This is a genomic window from Vibrio sp. YYF0003, from assembly GCF_036350715.1.
Taxonomy (GTDB): domain Bacteria; phylum Pseudomonadota; class Gammaproteobacteria; order Enterobacterales; family Vibrionaceae; genus Vibrio; species Vibrio natriegens.
Genome location: NZ_JAZDWA010000001.1, coordinates 468,645 through 491,445, shown reverse-complemented (window position 1 = coordinate 491,445; position 22,801 = coordinate 468,645). Strand labels below are relative to the sequence as shown.

20 protein-coding genes are annotated in these 22,801 nt (G+C 43.7%); 10 read left to right on the top strand and 10 right to left on the bottom strand.

Going from position 1 to position 22,801, the window contains the following annotated elements:
- Positions 1–256: 256 nt before the first annotated feature.
- Entirely contained in the window at positions 257–1,210 is a 954-nt protein-coding gene (locus V1U08_RS02215) for a glycosyl transferase family protein (protein ID WP_014234315.1), read from the top strand.
- A gap of 99 nt (positions 1,211–1,309) precedes the next feature.
- Here the strand turns inward: V1U08_RS02215 and V1U08_RS02210 are convergent, their stop codons facing one another.
- On the bottom strand, positions 1,310–2,308 hold the full coding sequence (locus V1U08_RS02210; protein ID WP_014234314.1) for a branched-chain amino acid aminotransferase: 999 nt from the start codon (positions 2,306–2,308) through the stop codon (positions 1,310–1,312).
- Positions 2,309–2,763: 455 nt separating this feature from the next.
- On the opposite strand from V1U08_RS02210, the gene V1U08_RS02205 reads away from it, so the two are divergent.
- Together V1U08_RS02205 and V1U08_RS02200 are read left to right on the top strand one after the other, a co-directional pair.
- Positions 2,764–4,335, top strand: coding sequence for a T6SS phospholipase effector Tle1-like catalytic domain-containing protein (locus V1U08_RS02205; RefSeq protein WP_014234313.1), 1,572 nt, complete (start codon positions 2,764–2,766; stop codon positions 4,333–4,335).
- A gap of 412 nt (positions 4,336–4,747) precedes the next feature.
- Positions 4,748–5,491: a peptidoglycan-binding protein gene (locus V1U08_RS02200; protein ID WP_014234312.1), complete on the top strand. Its 744-nt coding sequence runs from the start codon at positions 4,748–4,750 to the stop codon at positions 5,489–5,491.
- Between the two features lie 95 nt (positions 5,492–5,586).
- On the opposite strand, the gene V1U08_RS02195 is transcribed toward V1U08_RS02200, so the two are convergent.
- Positions 5,587–5,997 carry a PPC domain-containing DNA-binding protein gene (locus V1U08_RS02195; protein ID WP_330469790.1) on the bottom strand — a complete coding sequence of 137 codons (411 nt, stop codon included), beginning with the start codon at positions 5,995–5,997 and terminating at the stop codon, positions 5,587–5,589.
- A 1-nt stretch (position 5,998) separates the two neighbouring features.
- Complete coding sequence (locus V1U08_RS02190; protein WP_330469789.1) at positions 5,999–6,574, bottom strand: TetR/AcrR family transcriptional regulator; 576 nt, start codon at positions 6,572–6,574, stop codon at positions 5,999–6,001.
- Positions 6,575–6,716: 142 nt separating this feature from the next.
- Here V1U08_RS02190 and V1U08_RS02185 point away from each other — a divergent pair, with 142 nt between their 5' ends.
- Complete coding sequence (locus V1U08_RS02185) at positions 6,717–7,331, top strand: glutathione S-transferase (RefSeq protein ID WP_014234309.1); 615 nt, start codon at positions 6,717–6,719, stop codon at positions 7,329–7,331.
- A gap of 241 nt (positions 7,332–7,572) precedes the next feature.
- On the top strand, positions 7,573–7,836 hold the full coding sequence (locus V1U08_RS02180; protein WP_014234308.1) for a hypothetical protein: 264 nt from the start codon (positions 7,573–7,575) through the stop codon (positions 7,834–7,836).
- 168 nt (positions 7,837–8,004) lie between these two features.
- Here V1U08_RS02180 and V1U08_RS02175 read toward each other — a convergent pair whose 3' ends face one another.
- The 6 genes from V1U08_RS02175 to V1U08_RS02150 form a co-directional block, all read right to left on the bottom strand.
- On the bottom strand, positions 8,005–8,196 hold the full coding sequence (locus tag V1U08_RS02175; protein WP_014234307.1) for a hypothetical protein: 192 nt from the start codon (positions 8,194–8,196) through the stop codon (positions 8,005–8,007).
- Between the two features lie 25 nt (positions 8,197–8,221).
- Positions 8,222–8,569, bottom strand: coding sequence for an Hpt domain-containing protein (locus tag V1U08_RS02170; RefSeq protein ID WP_330469788.1), 348 nt, complete (start codon positions 8,567–8,569; stop codon positions 8,222–8,224).
- 30 nt (positions 8,570–8,599) lie between these two features.
- Positions 8,600–9,103 (bottom strand): hypothetical protein, encoded by a 504-nt coding sequence (locus V1U08_RS02165; protein ID WP_330469787.1) that lies wholly within the window; start codon positions 9,101–9,103, stop codon positions 8,600–8,602.
- 366 nt (positions 9,104–9,469) lie between these two features.
- Positions 9,470–12,334 (bottom strand): aminomethyl-transferring glycine dehydrogenase, encoded by a 2,865-nt coding sequence (gene gcvP, locus V1U08_RS02160; protein WP_330469786.1) that lies wholly within the window; start codon positions 12,332–12,334, stop codon positions 9,470–9,472.
- 112 nt (positions 12,335–12,446) lie between these two features.
- The gene (gene gcvH / locus V1U08_RS02155) at positions 12,447–12,827 is read right to left on the bottom strand and encodes a glycine cleavage system protein GcvH (protein WP_014234303.1); all 381 of its coding nucleotides are present in this window, start codon (positions 12,825–12,827) and stop codon (positions 12,447–12,449) included.
- A gap of 36 nt (positions 12,828–12,863) precedes the next feature.
- Complete coding sequence (locus V1U08_RS02150) at positions 12,864–14,159, bottom strand: serine hydroxymethyltransferase (protein ID WP_020334946.1); 1,296 nt, start codon at positions 14,157–14,159, stop codon at positions 12,864–12,866.
- 391 nt (positions 14,160–14,550) lie between these two features.
- On the opposite strand from V1U08_RS02150, the gene V1U08_RS02145 reads away from it, so the two are divergent.
- Together V1U08_RS02145 and gcvT are read left to right on the top strand one after the other, a co-directional pair.
- Positions 14,551–15,174 carry a helix-turn-helix domain-containing protein gene (locus V1U08_RS02145; RefSeq protein ID WP_014234301.1) on the top strand — a complete coding sequence of 208 codons (624 nt, stop codon included), beginning with the start codon at positions 14,551–14,553 and terminating at the stop codon, positions 15,172–15,174.
- A 263-nt stretch (positions 15,175–15,437) separates the two neighbouring features.
- Positions 15,438–16,556, top strand: coding sequence for a glycine cleavage system aminomethyltransferase GcvT (gene gcvT / locus V1U08_RS02140; protein WP_065301207.1), 1,119 nt, complete (start codon positions 15,438–15,440; stop codon positions 16,554–16,556).
- A gap of 117 nt (positions 16,557–16,673) precedes the next feature.
- Here gcvT and V1U08_RS02135 read toward each other — a convergent pair whose 3' ends face one another.
- The gene (locus V1U08_RS02135; protein WP_330469785.1) at positions 16,674–17,399 is read right to left on the bottom strand and encodes a TetR/AcrR family transcriptional regulator; all 726 of its coding nucleotides are present in this window, start codon (positions 17,397–17,399) and stop codon (positions 16,674–16,676) included.
- Positions 17,400–17,558: 159 nt separating this feature from the next.
- On the opposite strand from V1U08_RS02135, the gene V1U08_RS02130 reads away from it, so the two are divergent.
- Genes V1U08_RS02130 through V1U08_RS02120 form a run of 3 tightly spaced genes read left to right on the top strand, consistent with a single transcriptional unit; the run spans position 17,559 to position 22,752 of the window.
- Positions 17,559–18,632: an efflux RND transporter periplasmic adaptor subunit gene (locus V1U08_RS02130; protein ID WP_330469784.1), complete on the top strand. Its 1,074-nt coding sequence runs from the start codon at positions 17,559–17,561 to the stop codon at positions 18,630–18,632.
- Positions 18,632–19,693, top strand: coding sequence for an efflux RND transporter periplasmic adaptor subunit (locus tag V1U08_RS02125; protein ID WP_330469783.1), 1,062 nt, complete (start codon positions 18,632–18,634; stop codon positions 19,691–19,693). The genes V1U08_RS02130 and V1U08_RS02125 overlap by 1 nt, the downstream gene beginning before the upstream one ends.
- Positions 19,693–22,752, top strand: a complete 3,060-nt coding sequence (locus V1U08_RS02120) for an efflux RND transporter permease subunit (RefSeq protein WP_330469782.1) — start codon at positions 19,693–19,695, stop codon at positions 22,750–22,752. The genes V1U08_RS02125 and V1U08_RS02120 overlap by 1 nt, the downstream gene beginning before the upstream one ends.
- Positions 22,753–22,801: the final 49 nt, after the last annotated feature.

Below are 22,801 nucleotides of genomic sequence, written 5' to 3'. Positions count from 1 at the left end.
AGCGTTTAAGGCAGTGCAGCCTCTCTCGGTTCGAGAGAGGTTTTTTTTTGCTTGTCGCATCGTTCGGTATCATTGCTGACATTGTTATCCGTATCTAATTTGTGAGTGAAACAATCATATATTTGGCGAATTTGCTGAGTAAGCTCGAAAGGTCAACAAACCCTAAGGTATACGTCTAGCATTGATTGTAATGAGAAACGTGGTACAACTACGTTTATTATTTTTAAGACATTAAAAGCCGATAATAAGAGGGAATATGAGCAGTATTTTGGAATGTATCCGCACGGTAGGACGCGGAGAGCGAGGCAGAAAACCTCTGAACTTTGATCAGGCCTTCCAAGTAATGGATGAATACTTAAATGGTGAGTTTGACGATGACCAGATGGCGATGCTTTTGATGCTCATCCGAGTGCAAAACGAAACTCAGCAAGAAATCGCAGGCTTTGTGAAAGCATTTCAGTCTCGTATGCCTGCAATAGGCGCAGATATTGATTGGCCTTGCTACGCAGGCAAACGTCAAGCAGCAGGGCAGCCATGGCACCTTCTATCAGCAAAAATCCTTTCAAATAACGGCTATAAAGTTTTGATGCATGGCTATCATGATCGCCAGTCTGGACGTCGTCATGCAGAAGATTACCTAAACAAGCTTAACATTCAAAAAGCGCAATCAACGGAAGAAGCGAAACGAATCCTAGAGACAGAAAATATTGTCTACCTGCCTTTAAGCGTCTTTGCGCCTCGAGCTGAAAAGATGATTGGCTGGAAAAATCGTTATGGATTGAGAACGCCGATTAACACGGTTGTTCGCGCATTAAACCCTGGTCAAGCGACAATTGGAATTCGTGGCAGTTTCCACCCTGGGTTTCAGCAACTTCATGCAGAAGTCGAGCATGAAATTGGACAGACGCGTCATGCAGTTGTGTCGTTCAAAGGTCAATCTGGTGAATCGGAATATAACCCTAAAGTCAGCCAAACCGTTTGGTTGAGCCAAACCAGTGGCGTCACTTCGCACTACTGGACTGAGCAAATGATTTCTGAAGTGCCTCTGCCATCTTCTTGCCTGTTTGAGACATCAGAGCAAGATTTAACACAAATGGCAAATACGGTGATTGCAACGATGGCGGTCGTACTATTCGCTGAAATGCAAGACCGAGAAAAAGCTTACGAACGAGCTTTTTCGATGTGGGAGAGTTATGTTCAACAAGCGTAACGAATAACGTTTTGCCTGATAGATTAAGCTGATACAAAGATGCGCTATTTTCATAGCGCATCTTCATTATTGCGTTATTGGCTTACAGCGAATCTACCATCAGGCAATCTTAGTCAACCAGTTATGAGTATCTGGTGCTTTACCCCATTGGATATCGTTCAGTGCTTGGCGCAATTTTTTCGCCGCTGGGCCAGCTTCGCCAGTGCCAACTTTAAAATCTTGACCGTTGTGGATAAGCGTACCGACAGAAGTTAGTACCGCTGCAGTGCCTGAAAGCATTGCTTCAACGCCCGGTTTAGCGGCGCGCTCAAGTAGCTCTTCCACAGAGACTTCGCGTTCTGTAACGGTCATACCTAGATCTTTAGCAATCGTTAGGATACTAGAGCGTGTTACACCGTGTAAGAAGCTTGAATCTAGGGCTTTAGTAATGATCTCGTTACCATCAACCAACAGGAAGTTTGCAGCACCTGTTTCTGTAATGTAGCCGTTTGGACAGAAAAGTACTTGGTCTGCCTGGTATTTTGATTTTGCTTCTAACGTTGGTGCTAATGCACTCGCGTAGTTACCACCACTTTTGATCATACCCATGTGTGGCGCACAACGTTGGCCGGTTTCGTCTAGCAGTAGACGTAAGGCGTGGGCACCGCCAGAGAAATAGTCACCTACTGGAGAAAGTAGGATATATAGCATTGATGAGATTGAAGGTGCTGCTGCTTTACCAACGGCTGCCTCTGTACCAATGTGAGTTGGACGAATGTACATTGAGCCTGGAGGCAAAGGCACTTCAGATGAGAACTCAGACACAATATCAACAATCATTTTTGATACTTGTTCTTTATCAATCTCAGGTAGCGAGAGTAGCTGACTACTTTGAGCAAAACGCTCGACGTTTTGATCCATTCGAAAAACGTGTACGCTGCCATCTTCGTGACGGAATGCTTTCAGACCTTCAAAGCAAGTGCTTGAGTAATGCAATACGTGAGCGCCGGGATGAAGTGAAATACTGTCTGATGTAACGATCTGTGTGTCAGACCATTGATTATTTTCAAATGTTGCTAATGCCATCCTAGGCATAAACTCAGTACCAAAAGCCGCCATTATGACTCCTTTCTTATTCAAATTATCAAGCAGATAGCTCTGCCTTGTTCAATATGCGTGTTTGCATTATATGTTTTTCAACTTTGTGCGTTAACAAACAAGTAACGATTGTATGCGTTCTGGAGTGCTAAGACTTAGAGCAGAGTGGCATAAATTAGCATAAAGATAGTTTCAATCAGAATGTTATCTGTATCGCACAAAGTTAGTTTGTAAAACCATGATGAATGGAAAATGTGATAACAGCAAGCAGAATGTCGCATGCGATACGGATAGATATTAAATTACCTCGATCTCGGGTTGATCAAAGCTGAACCACCCAATATTCATACTCTGGTATTGCTTCCTTATCACCCATTCAGGTGATTTTTGAGTGATTGAATTCCTCGTCGCAAGATAAGCTTATTAATAGATCTATAGTTAAGTCGGTTCCCCTATAAAAAGTAAGGAGAAGGCTTATGGGATCGTTTCTCATTTTTAATTTCGACGGAACAGGCAATGAACCGGAAGATGCGAAGCAAGAGGTAAAATATAAAGCGAAACAAGAAGATGACAACATCAGTAATGTTCTCAAGCTTCATTTGATGATGGGAGGTAATCTTTTCCTGAGCGGAGAGCAATATGGACAATGTGATCAAAACACCGTCGATCATTGCTTTTATTATCAGGGTGTTGGCACAAATGGTAGTTGGGTCAAACGCGCAATAAATCAAGGGTTAGCGTTGGAGAGCTGCGATGTGGCTTCGATACTTAACAAAGCCAAAGCCGATTTTAATAAACACTATAAACAAGGCGATATTGTGCTAGCCACTGGGTTTTCTCGCGGGGCGGCATTGGCACGCCGTTTCGTTGGTCTGATAGCGAAAGAGCATCCTAGCGTGACCGATAACACCAAACCATTCGTTTTTCTCTGCGTGTTTGATACGGTCGCAAGCATTGGGTTACCCAACTTGAGTACCGCAAGCAGACCTGACTATGATGTTGTATTTGAATATGGATGCACCTTATCACACATCGTCAAACAAGCGATCCATATGGTTAGCCTGGATGACAAACGTCGGGCATTTCAGCCAACTTTAATGAACCACGATCCGAACAGGATCCATGAAATTTGGTTTGCTGGTGCGCATTCGGACGTTGGTGGCGGCTATTACCGCGACGGTCTGTCGGACATTACGCTAAGTCACGCGATGAAATGGCTTGAGTATATGACCAGATATCATTCTCTCCCTGCAATTCAGTTTAAATTTCCGAGCCAAGCCGATATCGACAGGGCTTGTCCAAAGAGACTAAAAGGGATGATCGGACTTGATGATTTACAGCGAAATCCAAATTCTTTAGGAAAAAACCACCAGCAAGATAGGTGGCCAATCATTGATTGGGTGACTTTAGATGATCGACGTTGTTGCGTGATCGATAGAGATAAAATCAATGATGATTTGTATCCTGTCATTCATTACGCTGTGGCGGAGCGCTTACATCGGGATGATGACTACCGTCCTAAGTCTCTAATGAATAAACGCCATTATCTTTGGTATGACTTTATCAATCCTCCTGTGGACTGCCCTAGCTATACACAGCACATTCATTATGCAGCGGTGAACTGGGAAGAGTTGAGCGTCTCTCAATCGGTTGAGCGTATGATCGACGCTGACCGATTTTACAACTTTACCGGCATAGTGGTTAAACAAGGAGAGGAGTACGAGATTTCGGTTCGAGAAGGAGATAGCTGGCATGATGGAAAAGAGATCAGTTGTGACGGAGATGGTTGGAACTTAAACCATGTACAACTGGGATTAGCTGAGCTGCCGATTCGAGCGATGAAAGGGTTACGTCGAGTGCCGAGTTCTGACTGGTTTACGCTTTGTGCAGTGGTTGATAGTGATGACGATAGCGCAAGAGCGGTTGGACAAAGGGGCGTTTATCGAGTTACCAAAACAGGGGAGTTGCAGTTCTTTGCAAACGACCTGAAGTTTAAGTACGGCAATAACAGTGGCAGCCTTCGAGTTCGAATAGAAAGAATTAAATAAATTATCTGAATTTGTACGCGAAAACGCTATAGGGCTCAGTTGTTTATATTTGATTGGTGGTAAATGAGCCCTATTGCTGATTTTTTAGATCAAAGTATTCAAGTTTGAACAGTTAACATTAACATTAATTTTTTAAATCTTTCACCCCTCTTTATTTATCAGTATGTTGTTGCTTATTTCATGGTAATTACATAGCCGTACAATTAACAATGTGTACTACCAGGTCAGGTATTTTTCTTAAATGAGAAATTAATCATCGTTGGTCAATGCGTTATTTATATGCATTTTTATTTATATAAATATCAACAAGTGGTCTAGAATAGTAGATACCATTTCCTTATTACTTAGTTAAATATATTTAAGCTGTTTACTTTTAAATACATTTCTAGTTAGGTACTAGAGGGTTAATACAATGAAAATTACAGAGTTGTTAACCATTAAAACGCCACTTCCCGTCAGTGAATTAGTTGAAAAACAAGTAGAAGAGTTACAAAAGGCGCTATGTATTCTCGGCTACCCGGTAGGTACAGTCGATGGACTCATAGGGCCTAAAACTCGCAACGCATGGGCCGAGTTCAAAACCGATGAACTACCAGGAAACCCTGGCCTAATCGGCAAGGAGTCGATTGAGCGTTTACAAGTGAGGTTAGATGGTATTACCGCAAATGATACTTATGACTTTACTTGTAGAGAAGGCGTGATAGACGCAATCAAACATGAGTGTAAAGAGCAAGGCTTAGTACTCGACACACAGAAAGCATACGTACTCGCGACAACTCAGTGGGAAACCAATCAAACGTTCATGCCTGTTCGTGAAGCCTATTGGCTTAGCGAAAACTGGCGAAAGAAAAATCTCAGATATTTTCCGTTCTACGGTAGGGGATTTGTACAACTTACTTGGAAGAATAACTACGAGAAGTATTCACAGTTACTGGATATAGATATGACTAATCAACCGGATATTGCCATGCAGCCTAATATTGCTTTATTTGTTCTTATACATGGTTTTAAAACCGGCACCTTCACTGGTAGAAGAATATCTGATTATATTAATGATAATAATACGGACTTTATTGGTGCAAGACGGTGTATTAATGGCTCTGATAGAGCTCATGAAATATCCGAGATTGCAAAGGGATTTCTAAGGAAGTTTTAATTAAACAAATCAAATCGGCAACTTATTGATTGGGCGATGAAATTATTAAAATAAATATTATCGCCCAATTACACTTACTTTGTCAGGTATATTACTTAATTAGTTGAAGTAGTGTTTACCTGTAATTCTGTATATCCGGTGCTTTCATCCATCTCACGGCTAAAGGTGAGTTTAGGGTAACTATGGATGATTAACTCGGCTGTCGTATCAATGATTGTGCCTTCCATTAAGTGTCCACCCCAAACGTGCCCGTCCTCATCGGAAAGCGAAATATGTACATGTTGATGCTCGGGTGTCAACGTCCCCATTACCGATACAATTTCTAAAGGTTCTTGTTTGATTAAAGTTGATTTGGCACCCGCGAGACGAAGCTGGAGTTGTGACACACAGCCAACGCAAGAAGCGATGGAGCCTGCTGTAATGCCTTGTTCCAGCACAATCTGCGCGAGGCTTTGTTTAAGATCCATACCTTTGGTTAGCCTAACTACGATGACGTTTAATGGCATATTATTTCCTTATTAAGGTGAGTAAACACGATAACGCTGTGTCTAAATCGTCATAACGCTTGGCCTTACCAAGTACCCGCATTCCTTGCATATTGTTGAGAATAAAACAGGCTAGTTCTTTTGGTTTGAGCGTTTTAGGAATTAATATTTCCCTTTGTGCGTTTTTTATTGCTTCAGTCATGATTTCGATGAGATGGTCAAACAAAAAGTGCCCCATACGTAATACATCGTTATCTTCACCAGCGTGTTCTACCAACGCATTTTGAACAAAACATCCGTAGCTACTTTTGCGCTGTAGTTGGGCAAAAGACGTCAAAAACGCTTCGATTTCACGCAGGGAAGCGTCATCTTTACTCAAATTCTCCAGAGAGGGTAACGAGACTTTTTTCAGGTATGCGTCTAACGCCTCGTAATAAAGCTGCTGTTTGTCGCCATAGGTATTGTAAAGGCTGAAACGGTTAATGTTCAGTTCGTCTGTGAGATCGGAGATAGAGGTATTTGAAAAACCTTTGCGCCAGAACAGGTTCATGGCGACCAAGAGCTTCTCATCTCGGTCAAAGTTAGCTTTTCTTGCCATATAGGTACCCACTTAAAAATCGTTGCTTTGATAGATTTTTCAATCTTATGAAGTGACGAGTAATTATATTCTTGACTGATCGTTTATAAACTGGCTACAGTATAACCTAACCGAACAGTTAGATAAAGGAATAGGGTGTTACATGAAGCTATATGAAACCGCGATGACGCCAAGTTGCAAGCGCGTTAACATTTTTCTTAAAGAAATCGGTGGAGATGTCGAACGAGTCGCAATAAATGTACGTGACGGCGATAACCTTACGGATTCTTTCAAACAAAAGAGTGTGAATGGAAAAGTTCCGGTTTTAGAGTTCGATGACGGCACCACAATTTGTGAAAGTGTGGCTATTTGTCGCTATTTCGATGAAGAGTTCAGTAACGATCTCAACTTATTTGGTGGAAATCAACGTGAACGTGCTCAGGTTGAAATGTGGCATCGTGTTGTTGAGTTTCAGGGGCTATACGCAGCATTTCAGGCATTCCGTAACATCAGCGCTATCTATAAGGATCGCGAAAACTGCGTAAAAGAGTGGGGCGAGGAGTCAAAATCTCGCGTATTGGAATTTTTACCGGTTTTGGATAAACGTTTAGCGGAAAGTGAGTTTATCGCGACTGATCGATTTACTATTGTAGATATTACTGGTTATCTGTTCGTTGGATTTGCAATTAATGCACTTCAGATTGATGTGCTTTCAACGGCTCCAAATATCGCTCGTTGGTTTGAGAAAATCTCAGCTCGAGAAGCCTTTCAAAGCTAAAATACGCTGATCTTCATCGGGTCATAGAAAGCAGTAAGGATAAAGTGAATCTTGCTGCTTTTGACTTCTATGGTATGAAACACGTTCAAATTGTTGAGTATTTCTCTTCTTTTGTAGTCACTCACCTATAATTAAATGTGTCACTGCTAGATTTGCTTTCTGAACGTATAGAATCCCTTGTTCAGGGGGCGTTGAGCATGGGTTTTATTTGGTAAAGTGCGATAGAGACAAGGAGAGGTTTATGCATATTCAACCTAAAACCATCAATAATGTCCTGATTGCAATGTTGATGATTTCTATCTTCGGATTGATTGCAATGTATAACAACAATACCCAGCAGAATCAGGAGATTGAACAGCTGCGTGGTCAACTGATTGAGAAAGAAAATCAGATTGTTGTCTCTAACGAAGCGTTATCGTATACGCGTTACCAGCATCAATTATTAGCAGAAGATTACAATCGCTATAGAGATGAGCAATCAATGAGTAACGTGTTAAGTCAGTAAACCAAAGGTTCTATTGAGGGGAAGGGGAATCACTTTGGATTGCTGTGGGAGCGTATAACACTTAACTCGTTCTATTGTTTCGCTTAAACATGTCTAACCTGATAAAAAATCTAAAAACCAAGTAAAGCGTTTCTGCTCTACCTGGTTCCTAGCGCTGACGAGCTGTCACTATTTTGATTCTGTTGTTTGTGTTGGAGTAAGCAAAGCTGCCAACTCTTCTTGCGTAAGTAAATCATCAGTTCTGAACATACCGTTTTCGTCATCTAACGACATTTTTGTTCGGCTAATGAGGTACCTTTTCTGAGTTGGCGTTAAATCTTTGAGCGAATCAATAAGCTCTCTAAAGTTGCTGCTGTTCATTGCCATATATCCCCCCGCTTTAAGCCTATACAGATTTGCCATTCATATTGTCTAAGTAAGCAAAAATCTGCTGATTAATCGTTAATAGCTCCCTATTAACTATAGTGATATCTGACACATCTGGTGCAATATTGTTGCGTGTATCCTCTTCAATTTCTTGTAATGCTGTGACGGCGGTGTCTTCGCCGAAGCTTTCAAGTACTCCTTTTAAGCTTTGCGCTAACAAGTGTAGTTCCGGCCAATTTTCATTGTCATATAACTCATTAATGCGTTCCAACCCATTAACGTGTTCTTCTAAATAGGTCGAAAACACGGTGATAATGATCTCTACATCGTTATCCATAGCTTTGTTTAACACGTCAAAATTGATCATTTATTAATCCCTGTAAAGAATACATTGGTTCTATGATGCAGGCAGTCGATTGGTGTAAAAATCCGCGAGATAGCTTTCTAACCAATAAGAACAGTTAGGAGGTATTGCTCGTTGTACTAAGTGTTTGACTCTATGATCGTTTGATGCGTTTGTTACTTCGGCGGTATCAATTGAACTCAGTTTGGGTGTTTTCCCAACTGAATACGTGTGCTTTTTCAGAGTAAAAAGAAGTTTCTGACGCCGCTTCCACGATGATGATTGTTGTTGTGGAATGTTTTGAGCCAACTTAACTGAGGGGTGTTTAAGTATCTTAGCGTCAGAAGATTGAAAGAAAATACGGTATAAACAGGGTAATGCAGAGTCGAGATGAAAAGAGAAGAAAACGAAGCTCCCTTGTGCACTTATTTCACAAGTTGGATTTGATGCCTTTACACCTAATGGGATGAGTTGGTTAACCATCAAAATTGAAGTCGTTAAACGTTGATCAACGACTAACACATTCATCCCATCAAGTGCGACTTCATCCTCAGTCAATGTACGTTTTCCTTGCAGAGTATTACTTTTAAACTAGTAACGCGAATAGATAAATTCAAGGTGGCAAGAGTAAAACAAGATATCGCCCAAACTTTAAGGTCTTTCGTATGGTTAAGCGTAGTTGCTTAATGTGATCTAATAGAAAATTCTAGATTTGGTTTGAATATTCGACGCAACAAGCAGATTTGAGGTGATAAGTCGTCGGTCGTTAAATGGGGTTGTGAAGGCATAGTTCAGGAAGGTTAGCCGAAGCGCTTTTAAAACATTTCGAAGAGCAATTTCTTTTCGTAATACAAAAAAATAGACAAACCGAAGTTTGTCTATTTTGTAGTTTTTTCCAAGTTTTAACTCAGAGATACAACGAAATTAATCTTCGTAGTTCTCAATGCTTGGGCACGAGCAGATTAGGTTACGGTCGCCGTAAACGTTATCTACGCGGTTCACTGTTGGCCAGTATTTCCAAGACTTAGTCGCTTTCGATGGGAAACAGCCTAGCTCACGAGAGTAAGGGCGATCCCATTCTGCTGCTGAAAGATCAACTTGAGTGTGTGGAGCGTTAACTAGAGGGTTGTTCTCTAGTGGCCACTCACCGTTTTTCACTTTTGTCATCTCTTCGCGGATTGCGATCATTGCCTCACAGAAGCGGTCTAGCTCTTCCAAATCTTCTGATTCAGTTGGTTCAACCATCAGTGTACCAGCAACTGGGAATGACATTGTAGGCGCGTGGAAACCGTAGTCCATTAGACGCTTCGCGATGTCTTCTTCGCTGATGCCTGTTTCTTCTTTAAGCGGACGAATATCAACGATACATTCGTGCGCTACACGGCCATTTTTACCACGGTAAAGAATTGGGTAGTGTGGACGCAAACGCTCCATCACGTAGTTGGCGTTAAGAATCGCAACTTTAGTCGCTTCTTGTAGGCCAGCTTCACCCATCATCGCGATGTAAGCCCATGAGATAGGCAGGATAGATGCGCTACCCATATCTGCTGCAGAAACCGCTAGCTCTTTACCTTCAACACCGTTCTCGATGTGACCTGGTAGGAAAGGTGCCAGGTGAGATTTAACACCGATAGGACCCATACCTGGACCACCACCACCGTGAGGGATACAGAAGGTTTTGTGTAGGTTCAAGTGAGAAACGTCAGAGCCGATGAAACCTGGAGAGGTTAGGGCAACCTGTGCGTTCATGTTTGCGCCGTCCAGGTAAACCTGACCACCGGCTGCATGAACCATTTCACATACTTCTTTCACGTGCTCTTCGTATACGCCGTGCGTAGAAGGGTAAGTGATCATGATGCTTGATAGGTTGTCTTTGTGTTTCTCAATTTTCGCTGCTAGGTCAGTCATGTCGATGTTGCCATCTTCATCACATTTCACCACAACGACTTTCATTGATACCATTGACGCTGTCGCTGGGTTAGTACCGTGTGCTGAGCTTGGAATCAAACATACGTTACGGTGACCTTCGCCACGGCTGTCGTGGTAGCGTTGAATCGCGATAAGGCCAGCGTATTCACCAGACGCACCAGAGTTTGGCTGTAGAGAGAAATCATCGTAACCAGTGATTTCACATAGCTTCTCTTTCAGATCTTTCGCTAGCGCAGAGTAACCTGCCGCTTGCTCTAGAGGAGCGAATGGATGGATAGAACCAAACTCAGGCCAAGTAACAGGGATCATCTCTGCTGCTGCGTTCAGTTTCATCGTACAGCTGCCCAGCGGGATCATACCGTGAGTCAGCGAGAAGTCTTTGTTCTCTAGCTGTTTCAGGTAACGCATCATTTGCGTTTCGCTGTGGTGCGTGTTGAATACTGGGTGAGTCAGGTACTTAGACGTACGACGTAGCGCTTCAGGAATAGCAGCAAACTCGTTGGTTGCGATTTCTGAAGACAGAGCGTTAACATCTTGTTGAACACCAAACACTTCAAATAGAGCGTTGATGTCGTCAGTAGTTGTTGTTTCGTCGAAGCTGATACCTAGTTTGCCATTTAGCTTACGCAGGTTGATGTCTGCAGCTTGTGCTTTCGCGTAAAGCTCTTCAGTTTTGCCATCTGTGTTGATCGTGATGGTGTCAAAGAAGCTATTGTGAGCAAGCTCGTAGCCAGACTTAGTCAGACCAGCAGCCAGAATCGCAGTCATGTGGTGAGTGCGACGAGCGATAGTGCGTAGACCTTCTGCGCCGTGGAATACCGCGTAGAAAGATGCCATGTTCGCTAGTAGTGCTTGCGCAGTACAGATGTTTGATGTCGCTTTTTCACGGCGGATGTGCTGTTCACGCGTTTGCATCGCCATACGCAGTGCTTGGTTGCCGTTTACATCGATAGAAACACCGATTACACGACCAGGCATTGTACGCTTATGCTTATCACGAGTTGCCATGAATGCTGCGTGTGGACCGCCGTAACCCATAGGTACGCCGAAACGCTGAGCTGAACCAATAACCACGTCTGCACCCATTTCACCTGCTGGTTTCAGCAGAGTAGAAGCAAGTAGGTCAGTAGCAACCGTTACTAATGTTTTGTTAGCTTGTGCTTTCGCGATGATGTCCGTTAAATCACGTACTTCACCTGTTGTACCTGGGTACTGAACTAGCGCACCAAATACGTCTTGTTCTGGTAGTGATTCAAGTGAACCAACGAGTACTTCAAAGCCAATGTATTTAGCACGAGTTTTTACAACTTCTAGAGTTTGTGGGTGAACATCGTCAGCCACGAAGAATACGTTACTTTTGCTCTTACCCGCACGCTTACATAGCGTCATCGCTTCAGCCGCTGCTGTTGCTTCGTCAAGAAGAGAAGCGTTCGCGATTTCCATACCAGTTAGGTCCATGACCATTTGTTGGTAGTTAAGAAGCGCTTCCAGACGACCTTGAGAGATCTCTGGTTGGTAAGGAGTGTAAGCTGTGTACCAGCCTGGGTTTTCTAGTACGTTACGTAGAATGACATTTGGCGTGAAGGTGTTGTAGTAACCTTGGCCGATGAACGTACGTTTAATTTGGTTTTGGTCAGCGAATTTACGCATCGCAACCAGCATGTCTGCTTCGCTTTTCGCTTCTGCTAATGCTAGTGGCTTTTCTAGGCGAATTTGTGCTGGAACCGTTTCTTCGATAAGTGCGTCAAGGTTAGCAACATTGATCGCATCCAACATTTTTTGTTGGTCAGATTTGTTTGGGCCGTTGTGGCGAGCAACGAACTCATTTTGTGTGCTGAGGCTTTGAAGTAATTCAGTCATTGTCCTTTACCTACTCCATCGTTCGGGTAACGTATCGGGTCGTTACTGATATGGTCCGAACATTGAAAAAAAGCTGCCTTCCAGGCGGGGGCAGCTTTGCAAATCTTCCTAATTACTCTTCTTCAATTGAGTTTAGGTATTCTTCTGCGTCTTTTAGGTTGTCTAGTTCTGATGGGTCAGACATCTTAACTTTAACAATCCAGCCGCCTTCATATGGTTCTTCGTTGATTAGCTCTGGGCTATCTTCAAGCTCTTCGTTGATTTCTACAACTTCACCGCTGATAGGTGCGTAGATATCTGAAGCTGCTTTTACAGACTCAACAAGAGAGAAGCTATCGCCAGCTTCAATTTCGTCTTCCACGTCTGGTAGGTCAACGAATACTACGTCACCAAGCATTTCTTGTGCGTGCTCAGAAATACCGATAGTTACTGTGCCATCGCCATTATCACGTACCCACTCGTGGCTATCTGCAAACTTCAATGTGTTGTCCATTGCTTAATCTCCAAAAAATAACTGCGTTTAAATTGTTTATTGGTAAAGAGGGAATCGGCCGCACAGTGCTTTCACTTCTTTGCGAACGCGCTGTTCTACTTCTGCGTTACCTTCAGGGCTTTCTACTAACCCATCCAATACATCGCCAATCCAATTACCGATGAGCTTGAATTCTTCTGCGCCAAAGCCGCGGCTTGTGCCAGCTGGTGTACCCAAACGGATACCCGATGTAATCATAGGCTTCTCTGAGTCAAATGGGATGCCATTTTTATTACATGTGATTCCCGCACGCTCGAGAGCTTCTTCTGCTTTGTTACCTTTCAAACCCTTAGGACGAAGGTCAACCAGCATTAGGTGAGTATCGGTTCCGCCAGTCACAATGTCGCAACCGCGAGTCTGCAATACTTCAGCTAATACTTTTGCGTTATTGATCACTGAATTGATATAAGTTTTGAACTCAGGGCCAAGCGCTTCACCAAATGCGACGGCTTTTGCAGCAATAACGTGCATTAGCGGGCCACCTTGAAGGCCAGGGAATACCGCTGAGTTGATTTTCTTAATAATGTCTTCGTGGTTGGTTAAGATCATGCCGCCACGTGGACCACGCAATGTTTTGTGCGTTGTTGTTGTTACAACGTGTGCGTGTGGTAGTGGGCTTGGGTGAGCACCAGTCGCGATAAGACCTGCGATGTGCGCCATATCAACCATTAGAATAGCTTCAACTTCGTCTGCAATTTCGCGGAACTTAGCGAAGTCGATAGTACGTGGAATCGCACTGCCACCAGCAATGATCATTTTTGGTTTGTGCTCAAGCGCAAGAGCACGAACATCTTCGTAATTAATTTCTAGTGTTTCGCGGTCAACACCGTACTGAACGGCATTGAACCATTTACCTGATAGAGCAGGGCGTGCGCCGTGAGTAAGGTGGCCACCCGCGTCTAATGACATACCTAAAATGGTGTCGCCTGGCTGAAGAAGAGCCAGTTTTACTGCGCCGTTCGCCTGAGCACCTGAGTGAGGTTGAACGTTTGCGTATTCGCAACTAAAAAGTTTTTTCGCACGTTCGATAGCGATTGCCTCAACCGTATCAACGTGTTCACAACCACCGTAGTAACGACGGCCAGGGTAACCTTCAGCGTATTTATTTGTTAGGCAAGTGCCTTGAGCTTGCATTACCGCTTTAGACACAATGTTCTCAGAAGCGATAAGTTCGATTTGTTCGTTTTGGCGAGCGAATTCCGCCTGAATTCCAGCAAAGACAGCATCATCTGTCGCAGAGAGGTTGGTAGAGAAAAAGTTTTCCAAGCTGTGGTTAGGGTAACTCTTGTTCATGGTAGTTGACCTTCCAAATCTGAAAATGAACCCGCATAGATTGAATTATTGGTTTGCGGTTAGGTTCATTTGTCCTCAAAACAGCTGAACTGCATAGCAGAACAGAGCGAACATCCAGCCCTAAAAGTGGGCAAAAACTCCGTCGAATCGTGCGTTACTAATCCAATCTCTCACGCCTAATCGTTTACGGAAAAGTGCATCTCTACATCTAACAAGGCTGTAACATAACGCTTGGGGCGGGAACAATCAACAAAAAATTTCCTATAGGAAACACGTTTGCGATTTTTGTTAACGAGAGCACACTTTAATTAACCTGGTGGACTTTTATCCATTATAGGGTTCATGCACAATGCATATAGGGAGAGAGATAAGAACAATTACAGAGGGAATTATGGCAGGAAGTATTTATGATGAGTACCCATCGATGACGCTTGCGAAAGACAATCATGATGAGAGTATCGAGCCTTTAAAGCTTGGGCAGCGTATTAAAGATATTCGCTCCAAGCTGGGTATTACACTTGAAGAGGCGAGCCAAAGAACCGGTCTGGCGCGTTCTACACTTAGTAAAATAGAGAACGAGCAGATTTCTCCTACCTTTCAGGCGATGCAAAAATTGGCGCTTGGTTTGCAAATAGATATGCCTCAACTGTTTGAACCACCAAGAAAAAAAGTCGCAACAGGGCGTAGGGATGTTACTCGTAAGAATGAAGGTAAACCTCACCCGACTCAAACCTACGAGCACGAACTACTTGCTACTCAACTTTCCAATAAGAAAATGATGCCCTTCAAAAGCCAGATCCGTGCCCGACACTTTGATGAGTACAAAGACTGGGTTCGTCATGACGGTGAAGAGTTCCTGCTTATCTTATCTGGCGAAGTAAAGTTCTACTCTGAGTTCTATGAACCTGTGGTTCTGTGTGAAGGCGACAGTGTTTACTATGATGCGAACATGGGACACATGTTGACCAGTGTTAGCGAAGAAGATGCACAAATATTGTGGGTCACCGCTAAGTAGTGATAAAAAATTGTAAATTTCCTATAGTGAAAGCAAACGATTGCTATCGGTTGTAAATTCGTTAAAATGGCGCTCAGTTGATGATCTATCACTCAATTGAGCGCTTTTTTTAGCCTTTTGTTGTGATTAAAATGTTAAAAGTCACACTTTTGAAAGCCAACAGTCGTCTTGTTCGTGCAAAATTGGATCAAGCGTGTTTATTATTGGAAACATAGAAAGCGAATGCTGACAGCATTCTCGGGTCTATCTAAATGGAGACGAAAATGACTCAAGAACTTCTGAAAACACCACTGCATGCACTTCATATTGAAGTTGGCGCAAAAATGGTCCCGTTCGCGGGTTACGATATGCCTGTCCAGTACCCACTAGGCGTTAAGAAGGAACACTTACATACGCGTGATGCCGCGGGTCTGTTTGATGTTTCTCACATGGGACAACTTCGTTTGATTGGTGAGGGTGCAGCAGCATTCCTAGAGACATTGGTTCCTGTAGATATCATTGACTTGCCGCAAGGTAACCAACGCTATGCTTTCTTTACCAATGAGCAAGGCGGAATCATGGATGACCTAATGGTAGCAAACCAAGGTGATCATCTGTTCGTTGTGGTTAACGCTGCTTGTAAAGAGCAAGATATTGCTCACCTTAAAGCTCACCTTCCTGCTGATGTTGAACTTGAAATCATCGAAGATCGCGCTCTACTAGCACTTCAAGGTCCAAAAGCGGCTGAAGTACTTAAACGCTTTAATGCTGAAGTAGCAGATATGCTGTTTATGGACGTGAAGAAACTCGAAATTCTTGGCGTTGAATGTATCGTAAGCCGTAGCGGTTACACGGGCGAAGATGGTTATGAAATCTCAGTACCAAACTCTCACGCTGAAGAGCTAGCTCGTAAACTTACAGCGGAAGCTGAAGTTGAGTGGATTGGTCTTGGCGCACGCGATTCACTGCGTTTGGAATGTGGTCTATGCCTGTACGGTCACGACCTAGATACAACGACAACTCCTGTAGAAGCAAGCCTACTTTGGGGTATTCAAAAAGTTCGTCGCATTGGTGGTGAGCGTGAAGGTGGTTTCCCTGGCGCAGACATCATTCTTAAGCAAATTGAGACCAAAGATGTCGCGCGCAAACGTGTTGGCCTAGTTGGTCAAACTAAAGCTCCAGTTCGTGAAGGCGCGGAGCTATTTGATGCTGATGGAAATCAAATCGGTGTAGTGACCAGCGGTACAGCAGGCCCTAACGCGGGTAAACCAGTTTCAATGGGCTATGTGCGTGCAGATTTATCTGCTATTGGTACAGAGTTGTTCGCTGAAGTTCGTGGCAAAATGCTACCGATGACGGTAGAAAAAATGCCGTTTGTTCCTCAGCGTTACTACCGTGGCTAATTAGATTAGATAAAAAAATGCCGGGCTGTTTAGTCCGGCATTTTTTTTACTATTAACGAAGGTTTGAGTTTAATCGCCAGCCAGGGCTGAATTCATTCTTATCCGTCAGCAAATTGTTTAGCTCGCGGCTTCATCAATGTTACAACACATGTCGATAACGATATCTTCCAATCTAGTCGGGTGAAGCATGTCTTCTTTCTTAATGCTGAACTGGCTTGCGATGATCGTGTTGAATAGTTCCCAGTGCTTTAACACCATTTTTTCTCTGTCATCAGCAATTTCTGGCCATGTTTGCTGCATCATTGGTGCTAGTGAAGTTGCACCATGAGCAAACAAGAGCATTTGCCATTTAGATTCCCAGTGATCGACCTGCGCGTCAGGGTATTCGCGGTTGTACTCTTCAAAAATGCCAGAGAAAATCGCGCCAAACTCTTCTTTTGATCGCAAGAAATAATCAAACAGCGCATTGTCATCTTGACGGATAGCATCCGCGATCATTTGTATTGGATGTGGGTTGACTAACGTAAACGCCAACATACGCACCGTAAATAGGTAAATCTTTTTGTTAGAAGGGGTGTCTTCGGGCATTTGGTTGAGCAGTTCGGCCATGTAGTCTTGCAAGTACTCATCCATCGCATCACTAACTGCTTGCCAGATTTTTTCTTTACTGCCGAAATGATGTCGGATCAAGCTATGTGAGACCCCCGCTTTTTCACTGATGTTTCTTAGCGAAACTCGCGAGTAACCAAGTTCGCAAAACATATCTGCAGCAACCTTCAGAATGACACATTTCGTGTGTTCCGCTGCTTCAGCACTTCGTCTGCCTTGCTTTCTCTCATTCATAGTTCGACATTTCCCGAATAATAATCAACGCGTTACTTTTACCAGAAACTTGCCTATTTGACTAATTTATTTACTGCACAAATGGAAAATATGTTGATCTATATCCAAATGAGAATATACTGCACAGCTGTGTAGTAAATTTGAATTTGGAGATAACGGGTGCGTAAACAATATCTAAAACGCATTTTGGTTGGCGCAGTAATGACTATAAGTCTTTCTGGACTGCTGACTGGATGCAATAAAGCCATATCAGAGCCGTCAGAACCTTTGATTAAACCCGTGAAGTTGCTGGCGGTTAAGGATTTGTCTGTGGCTGATTCCGATGCTTTTCTCGCTCAAATAGATGCAACACATCGTGCACAGTTGTCGTTTCAGGTCGGTGGTGAAGTTGAACAGTTGCTAGTCAGAATGGGGCACGATGTCAAAAAGGGCGACGTGTTAGCAACGTTGGATCCGAAAGACCTTCAATTGGCGCTGAATTCCGCCCAAGCACAATTCTCACTTGCACAAACGCAGTGGCAACGAGCTAAGAGTCTATACAAGAAAAAGCTGATCAGTACTGACGAGTACGACCAAAAAGAAACGCAATATAAAGCGGCTTTAGCGAACTTCGAACAGGCAAAAACCGATTTAAGCTATACAAAGATTCATGCACCGTTTGATGGTGTTGTCTCTTATACGTATGTGAAACCTTTTCAGGTTGTAGGTGAGAAACAGGAAATTCTGAATCTGATTGACAACAGTACCTTGGATGTCTCTTTTACATTACCGGTAACTTACGCAGAGTCTGTATCGCTTGCTTCTTTAAAGGAAGCACACATGTGGGTGACGATGGATAGCGAACCGAACAAACGCATTCCGGGTAAATTCAAAGAAATTTCAACTCAACCTAATTCCGATACCAATAGCTATAAAGCGATTGTGACCATCACTCGTCCTTCTGAGCGCAACTTGCTTACAGGTATGACAGGCCAAGTGCATATCGCGAAACAGAATGTCTCTGACTCAGTGATATTACCTCAGTCAGCATGGGTGAGTAAGGGCATTGACCAAGGTGAGGTTTGGGTAATGGACGGTGAAACACAACAAGTAAAAAAGGTGACATTGTCACTTGGCGACAGTGGTAGCGTTGAATCCGGACTAAAAAGTGATGATTACGTTGTTATTGCTGGTGTTGAACACTTAGTCGAAGGTCAGGTAGTTAAAGCTTGGGTTCGAGAGGGAGGTATTTAATGAAAGGTAAGTTGTTTACGGTTTCTGCTATCGCGCTTGCTGTCCTAACTGGTTGCCAAGGCGATACCCAAAAGGCTTCTGAACATTCACTGTATGTTTCATCCGTATCAGTCGGTGCGCCAGTGAAAAGCCAATTCAGAGCTTTTAAAGGGATTGTGGTTCCGGCCGAACAGACTCCAATCGCGTTCCGGCTCGCGGGTGAAATTCAGCATGTTCTCGTAAAAGCGGGTGATGTGGTTAAACAAGGCCAAATGCTCGCCAAGCTTGATGACAGTAAAGAAAAACAAGCAATCAACGATGCGGAAGCTCAATACACGTTAGCCATTCGCCAATTGAAGCGTGGTACAGATTTATATGATCGCCAAATGATTTCAAAAGCGGAACTGGACGAACTGACCGCGAATAAAGAATTAGCAGAAGCCAATTTCTATAGTGCGACCAACCAGTTGAACTACACGCGTCTTTTTGCGCCGTTTTCGGGCAAGGTATCTGATGTTTATAAAGAACGTTTCGAGCAAGTTGGTGCGGGAGAAACGGTACTTAATCTTTATCAAAACAACATGGTGTATGTGCGCATAGAACTCTCAGACAACGTTCTGGCGCTCGTGAATCCGAACACTGAGAATGTGAACTACAAACCTAGTGCGACATTCTCTGGCGATACGAAATCTTACTTGTTGGATTACCTGGAGTATACGAGTGAGCCGAACGCCAATACTCAGACTTATGAAATGTATCTCACGATGTCTCAACCAGAAAAAGAAATCTTACCAGGTACAAGCGTTAGCGTAATGGTTGATATGGTCGAAGCGGGAATCACGTCGATTGATGGTTACAGTATTCCCGTTACGGCGCTGCAAGCAGGCAGTCACAGCAATGAGTTTTTTGTGTGGAAAATGAAGGATGGCAACGTCACTAAGGTGCCTGTTGCTGTTTCACAAGTAAACGGTCAAGGAGCCATTGTCTCATCCGGCGTCAGCAGCGGTGATGTATTGGTTAACTCAAACTTACGTAAATTACGTGAAGGCAAACATGTGGAAGTGGTGGAGAAGGGACAATAATGAACATTGCTGAGTATTCCATAAAAAATAAAGTCATCAGTTGGCTGTTCATTGTTATTCTCGCCATTGGTGGCATCACCTCATTCCTTGAGCTTGGCCGGTTGGAAGATCCGGCGTTCACCATCAAAGAAGCGATGATCATCTCTACTTATCCAGGGGCAACATCGAAGGAAGTGGAAGAAGAACTCACTTATCCGCTGGAAAAAGAGATTCGTAAACTACCGTATATCGACTTTATTACCTCGACGTCGTCGGATGGCATGTCACAAATAATGGTCAGCATGAAGATGGACTATGGTCCAGACGAGCTGCCACAAATTTGGGACGAAATGCGGCGTAAGATTAATGATATGCAACCAAATTTACCGCAAGGGGTGCAATCTCTTCAGATCATTGATGATTTCGGTGACGTGTACGGTGTGATGCTGATGTTAACGGGTGACGACTATAACTATGTCGAACTCAAACGCTATGCTGACCACCTAATCCGTGAATTAGAGTTGATCGAAGGGGTCGGTAAAGTTGATATTAGTGGCGACCAACAGGAGATGTTTTTTGTCGAGATTTCGTTAGATCGCCTTGCGTCTTTAAACATTGATATGAACGTGGTCGCGAACTTGCTGAACCAGCAAAATAGTGTGGTGTCTGCAGGTGAGGTGATGGTTAATGGTGAAAGCCTTATTATCCGTCCGAGCGGTGCACTAAATACCGTAGAAGCTCTGGGAAATCTGATCATTCATGGCCGAGATACTGGCAACCTGATCCGCTTAAAGGATGTCGCGACGATTTCACGTGGCATTCAGGAAAAACCAAGCAACGTGATCTTGTTTAACGGGAAGAAAGCGATCAACATCGCTATCTCTTTTGCGTCCGGTGTCAATGTGGTCGAAGTCGGTGAACGTATTGATGCTGAGCTAAGCAACCTAGAGACCATTAAGCCGGCTGGCATTGATTTGAGCTACTTCTACAATCAGGCACAAGAGGTGGATCAGTCGGTTAAAGCTTTCGTCATTAGTTTGGCCGAAGCGGTTGCGATCGTCATCATCGTTCTGCTGTTTACCATGGGGTTACGTAGCGGTGTCATCATCGGTGCCGTACTTCTATTGACGGTGTTTGGTACGTTTATCCTTATGAACTACTACAACATCGAGCTTCATCGGATTTCTCTCGGTGCTTTGATCATTGCGTTGGGTATGCTGGTTGACAATGCGATTGTTGTTGTTGAAGGTATTCTCGTTGGTCTAAAGAAAGGGCGTTCAAAGGTTCAGTCCGCCGTAGATATTGTAAAGCAGACTCAGTGGCCGCTGTTAGGGGCGACCGTGATCGCCATTACGGCATTCGCACCAATCGGGCTTTCGCAAGATGCGACGGGTGAGTTCATGGGCTCGTTGTTTTGGGTGCTTTGCTTCTCGTTGTTCCTGAGCTGGGTAACGGCTATTACGCTGACTCCGTTTTTAGCCAACCTTTTATTAAAAGAAGAAGATAAAGAAGTCGGTGATGAAGACCAAGACCCTTACAAAGGTTGGTTGTTTGTCGCATTCGGAGCGTTACTCAAAGTTGCTCTGCGTTTTAGGTGGTTGACCGTAGCCGCTATGGTGGCATTACTCGTTGGTGCAGTTGTGGCGTTTGGCAATGTTAAACAGCAATTCTTCCCGCCATCTAACACGCCGATGTTTTACGTGGATATGTGGATGCCTGAAGGCACTGATATTCGCGAAACAACGAAAAAAGCAGAAATAGTTGAAAGTTACATTCAAGAACAAGACGATATAGATTTTGTGTCGGTATCAATTGGTCAAGGTATGCAGCGTTTTGTTCTGACTTACCAGCCCGAGAGAAGCTACGAAGCTTATGCTCAGTTCCAGGTTAGGGCAACGGATCGCGAGAATATGTTCAAGCTTTTGGATACGTTGGATGCCAACTTAGCCAAGAAGTTTAACGAGCCGACATTCCAGTTTAAGTTGATGGAGTTTGGTCCATCCCCAGCGTCTAAAATTGAGGCGAGAATTACTGGCCCAGATCCACAGGTACTTAGAGATTTGGCGGTCAAAGTAGAAGACATTTTACATACCGACCCTGGTGCGAGAAACATTCGTCATGACTGGCGTGAGCGCACTAAAGAGCTCGTTCCGGCATTTAATGAGTCGAAGGCGCGTCGATTGGGAATTTCGAAAGAAGATCTGTCAGGCACATTACAGATGGCATTTGGTGGTCGCGCATTAGGTTATTTACGCGACGGAACACACACTCTACCTATTCTGACCCGACTTCCGGAAGAAGAGCGCGTGGATTTTGAATCTCTGCAAAATGTGAACATTTGGAGCCCATCGCTGCAAACTTACATCCCCGTTGACCAAATCATCGACGGCGTGAAGTTAGATTGGAATGAGCCATTGATTCAACGTCGTGACCGCAAACGTACTCTAACGGTATTGGCTGACCACGATGTTCTGAGTGAAGATACCGCAGCAAGTTTGTTTGCTCGTGTACAACCTAAAGTGATGGCTTTACATCTGCCTGATGGCTACGAAATTACATGGGGTGGGGAATACGAGTCATCGAAAGATGCACAAGATGCCTTGTTCGGCTCACTGCCGATGGGTTATTTGCTGATGTTCATCATTACCATCTTACTGTTTAACTCGGTCAAAAAGCCGCTGGTTATTTGGTTTACGGTGCCGTTATCCATTATTGGTGTGTCATTCGGCTTGTTGGCGACAAATATGCCTTTCAGCTTTACCGCTTTCTTGGGGTTATTAAGTTTGAGCGGGATGATACTGAAAAACGGTATTGTATTGCTTGACCAAATTAACCTTGAATTGGCATCAGGTAAAGATCCTTATCTCGCTATTGTAGATAGTGCGATCAGCCGTGTACGCCCGGTAAGCATGGCGGCTGTGACGACTATTTTAGGTATGATTCCCCTCGTTTTTGATGCCTTCTTTGGCTCAATGGCGATAACGATTATGGCAGGGCTTGGTTTTGCTACTGTACTGACACTGATAGTAGTGCCAGTGATGTTTGCGATTCTTTTTAGGATAAACTCGACCGCTGCATAAGGACTCCTGACTAATATTTAGTCAGACTCCTGCCTAGCCCTGAGAGATT

Excerpts from the sequence above, each read along its gene's own strand:
- V1U08_RS02200 (WP_014234312.1), top strand. The coding sequence starts at position 4,748 with ATGAAAATTACAGAGTTGTTAACCATTAAAACGCCACTTCCCGTCAGT.
- V1U08_RS02175 (WP_014234307.1), bottom strand. The coding sequence starts at position 8,196 with ATGAACAGCAGCAACTTTAGAGAGCTTATTGATTCGCTCAAAGATTTA.
- V1U08_RS02190 (WP_330469789.1), bottom strand. The coding sequence starts at position 6,574 with ATGGCAAGAAAAGCTAACTTTGACCGAGATGAGAAGCTCTTGGTCGCC.
- V1U08_RS02210 (WP_014234314.1), bottom strand. The coding sequence starts at position 2,308 with ATGGCGGCTTTTGGTACTGAGTTTATGCCTAGGATGGCATTAGCAACA.
- V1U08_RS02195 (WP_330469790.1), bottom strand. The coding sequence starts at position 5,997 with ATGCCATTAAACGTCATCGTAGTTAGGCTAACCAAAGGTATGGATCTT.
- V1U08_RS02135 (WP_330469785.1), bottom strand. The coding sequence starts at position 17,399 with ATGAATGAGAGAAAGCAAGGCAGACGAAGTGCTGAAGCAGCGGAACAC.
- V1U08_RS02205 (WP_014234313.1), top strand. The coding sequence starts at position 2,764 with ATGGGATCGTTTCTCATTTTTAATTTCGACGGAACAGGCAATGAACCG.
- V1U08_RS02125 (WP_330469783.1), top strand. The coding sequence starts at position 18,632 with ATGAAAGGTAAGTTGTTTACGGTTTCTGCTATCGCGCTTGCTGTCCTA.
- gcvP (WP_330469786.1), bottom strand. The coding sequence starts at position 12,334 with ATGACTGAATTACTTCAAAGCCTCAGCACACAAAATGAGTTCGTTGCT.
- V1U08_RS02120 (WP_330469782.1), top strand. The coding sequence starts at position 19,693 with ATGAACATTGCTGAGTATTCCATAAAAAATAAAGTCATCAGTTGGCTG.
- gcvT (WP_065301207.1), top strand. The coding sequence starts at position 15,438 with ATGACTCAAGAACTTCTGAAAACACCACTGCATGCACTTCATATTGAA.
- V1U08_RS02150 (WP_020334946.1), bottom strand. The coding sequence starts at position 14,159 with ATGAACAAGAGTTACCCTAACCACAGCTTGGAAAACTTTTTCTCTACC.
- V1U08_RS02170 (WP_330469788.1), bottom strand. The coding sequence starts at position 8,569 with ATGATCAATTTTGACGTGTTAAACAAAGCTATGGATAACGATGTAGAG.
- V1U08_RS02185 (WP_014234309.1), top strand. The coding sequence starts at position 6,717 with ATGAAGCTATATGAAACCGCGATGACGCCAAGTTGCAAGCGCGTTAAC.
- V1U08_RS02215 (WP_014234315.1), top strand. The coding sequence starts at position 257 with ATGAGCAGTATTTTGGAATGTATCCGCACGGTAGGACGCGGAGAGCGA.
- gcvH (WP_014234303.1), bottom strand. The coding sequence starts at position 12,827 with ATGGACAACACATTGAAGTTTGCAGATAGCCACGAGTGGGTACGTGAT.
- V1U08_RS02145 (WP_014234301.1), top strand. The coding sequence starts at position 14,551 with ATGGCAGGAAGTATTTATGATGAGTACCCATCGATGACGCTTGCGAAA.
- V1U08_RS02180 (WP_014234308.1), top strand. The coding sequence starts at position 7,573 with ATGCATATTCAACCTAAAACCATCAATAATGTCCTGATTGCAATGTTG.